Genomic DNA, 2,819 nt, shown 5'->3' on the forward strand with positions numbered 1-2,819 from the left:
TTAACTTAAATAAAAAAGTCTCCGACAAACCCGGTACGGTTCATAGTCTTGTAACTTTTAAAATGCTATTTTACCTATAATGTTCTACTACGCTTAAAGTGAATACTCTCATGATAGGAAAAACCGCTCTTACACTACTTGGACTGAGCTTGGCAGCTACATCAACTATAGCTGCTCCAGATGCTTCAGCACCACTAAAGTTAAGACTAGCTATTGGACTTATGAATATCTCAACTGATACAGGTCAAGTAAACTGTATAAGTAATATTATCTCGCGTTCAGTTCCTTCTACTCATGCGAATGCGGTAGCAGAAGTAGAAAAACTAAAGCCTAGTTTCGTTAGTCTTTGTGAAGAGAAGTCTGGCAGAAAATCAATCGGAATGGTTCGATGGGACTCAAATCAATATGGTGATAGCAAGATTGAAGAATGGCGTATACACTCGAGAGATACCGTTGTCAGTATCCAGTAAAAAACTTATAAAAACAGCCTTATAGGCTGTTTTTTTATCTAGTACAAATCAGAACTAATATTTATTATATGATGAACCGTACCGGGTTTGTCGAAGACTTTTTATTTAAGTTAGGCCTTATAAATTACTGTGGTATATCTGTTTATCTTTACCACCCAACCAAACTAAGTATTCATTTTCGATCGCCTGCTTATACGCCCAGTCGGCAACCCGATGCGAACGTTGTAGATCGGTTAAAAAACCTAATTGAGAAATTTCCCGAACAATAGATTGATCATGTAGATAGTTCCGCTCCTGCCACTGTTGCAGAAATTGTTCTGACGCCAAATAATTACTTTTTTGTGAGTTGCACTTTTCATCCGCCAGGACAAAATTATGTCCGGTATCGGCAGGATATAATGACCATGGAATAAAATGATCCACGGCATATTTTGAATTTTTGAGACTTTTTCCACAGTAAAAACACTGGTATTGCTGTAAATCTATTAAGTAGTCCGCGACCCGCCCTAGTTGATTGCGACTTGGTGCAAACATGAATTCATCCAGGTCAGGTAATCCATCTAATACTACCAGGTTATGCTTATTCAACCGGACAAAATCAATCCAGCGCTTCTGGCAAAGCTCTTCAACAATTTCACTAAACTGCCTCAAACAATACATCACTTTGGGTAAAAGCTTGAGGGACTGTTTGGAGTCTTCAAGGCAATAGAGAAATTCTACCGTTTGACCATTCAGATTCTGCAAATATACTACCGGCATTTGCTTTACCGTTGTTGCCACTGTTCGCTTTAGCCTGTTCCAGTAAAGTACATCTGTTCTCAGTGCGGCCAAGGTCTTGAATTGTTGCTGTGCCTTTTGGATTTCACTGATGATTTTTGCTTGCTGTCCAGTGGATTGTTTAAGGAAAAAAGGTTCATATTGGTTAAACTGAAACGGTAGTGACTGTTTCCAGTACAGGTCAATAAATTTTTCAGCGATATCCTGATATTCCAAATGCAACGCAGCACCAGTATCTTGACCCTGTTCAATCGCTAGACGTGTGATGCTTATCAGCAAGGCAAACTTATAGGTCGAAGTAAACGTCCCTGACTGTAAAATCTGCTGAATGTGCTTTAAGAATTTTAGCTGTTCATGATGTGTTGGTATTTCAGCTGTACTAAACAACACGTCTAAGCCTGCATTTTTCTAATCAGGATATTTAACCACTCTTCTGTACTGTCTGGACGTTTATCTACAGTAATCCATTGCTGTAACAGTAAAGCCTGATCTATTTGTTTGAGTAAGTCGTAAGCTTGCTGCTCATTCAAGTCAGTAAAGCTGCGCCCTTCTTTCTCACGGTCTGAATCGCCATATTTAAAAGACATGTAACACACACCATTTGGCTTTAATGCTTTAAATAAGCGCCCCAACACTTCAGTCAGGCGATCTCTTTCACAGTGTAAAAGAGAAGCACAGGCCCAAATCCCATCATACTTAGCTACTTCATTCAGCTCATAAAAACTTTGCTGACGTACCTCGATGCCTGTCAGCTCTCTCGCCTTTTCAACCAGCTCGATAGAATAATCAATTGCCTCAACTTGATAGCCTTTTTTCTTAAATGCCAAAGTGTCCCGCCCCGAGCCACAGCCCAAATCCAGGATCAATGCCTGTTCCGGCAAATATCTTAGAAATGGTGTGTAAAGACTTTCCATCTCAACCTGATAGGTATTTTCAAAAAATGCTTGAGCATGTTGATTGTAATAATTTGATGTTTGATTCATTGTCTAAAAGCCAATATCTTATGTTAAAGAACATACTGATATTTCACTAGCTAAGTCAAATGATCAGTCCTATGAATGAATCAAACTTTTATTTCACTGTATCCCGACAACTGAGATAGAAACCAAACTGGTTCTTGTAAATGGAAAAAATATGGGCTTCAGATTTCGCAAGAGTATTAAAATATTACCTGGATTAAAAATCAATCTGACGCATAAAGGCATCAGCAGTGCAAGCATTGGCAAGCCTGGTGCTTCTTTAAATATTGGTAAAAAAGGCGCCCGAACCAGCGTTGGTATTCCAGGCACAGGCCTATCCTATTCCAAGCACCAGCCCTATAAGAAGAGAGTTGGCAACCAAAAAATCCTACTCAGGAACAGCAATCGTTCTATAGATCACATACTGAGCAACCCAAATCGAATGTCTGGATTTGGGTAATTTTTGGATTATTTTGTTTTATTGTCGGGGCTATTATTTTTTAGAATTAGCCGACCTTTGTACCCATAACATTTATTCCGCTAGGCAAAATTAAATTCACTCATTACTATGGACGGATGTTAAATACAATAAAGGCTGCCGCTGATGTCTGAT

General features: G+C 39.0%; 3 protein-coding genes and 1 pseudogene. 2 read left to right on the forward strand and 2 right to left on the reverse strand.

All coding sequences use genetic code 11. The features are described 5' to 3' along the window. Positions 1–110 precede the first annotated feature (110 nt). Positions 111–470 carry a hypothetical protein gene (locus ACY3FQ_RS15545; RefSeq protein ID WP_039890772.1) on the forward strand — a complete coding sequence of 120 codons (360 nt, stop codon included), beginning with the start codon at positions 111–113 and terminating at the stop codon, positions 468–470. A gap of 117 nt (positions 471–587) precedes the next feature. Here the strand turns inward: ACY3FQ_RS15545 and ACY3FQ_RS15550 are convergent, their stop codons facing one another. Together ACY3FQ_RS15550 and ACY3FQ_RS15555 are read right to left on the reverse strand one after the other, a co-directional pair. Continuing rightward, complete coding sequence (locus ACY3FQ_RS15550) at positions 588–1,637, reverse strand: HNH endonuclease (protein WP_005401670.1); 1,050 nt, start codon at positions 1,635–1,637, stop codon at positions 588–590. A gap of 2 nt (positions 1,638–1,639) precedes the next feature. After that, positions 1,640–2,230: a class I SAM-dependent methyltransferase gene (locus ACY3FQ_RS15555; RefSeq protein WP_005401669.1), complete on the reverse strand. Its 591-nt coding sequence runs from the start codon at positions 2,228–2,230 to the stop codon at positions 1,640–1,642. A 151-nt stretch (positions 2,231–2,381) separates the two neighbouring features. Between ACY3FQ_RS15555 and ACY3FQ_RS15560 the strand changes: the two are divergent. Continuing rightward, positions 2,382–2,710: pseudogene (locus ACY3FQ_RS15560) on the forward strand (DUF4236 domain-containing protein). The last annotated feature ends 109 nt before the right edge of the window (positions 2,711–2,819 follow it).

This window comes from Acinetobacter sp. AB03 (genome assembly GCF_058107045.1).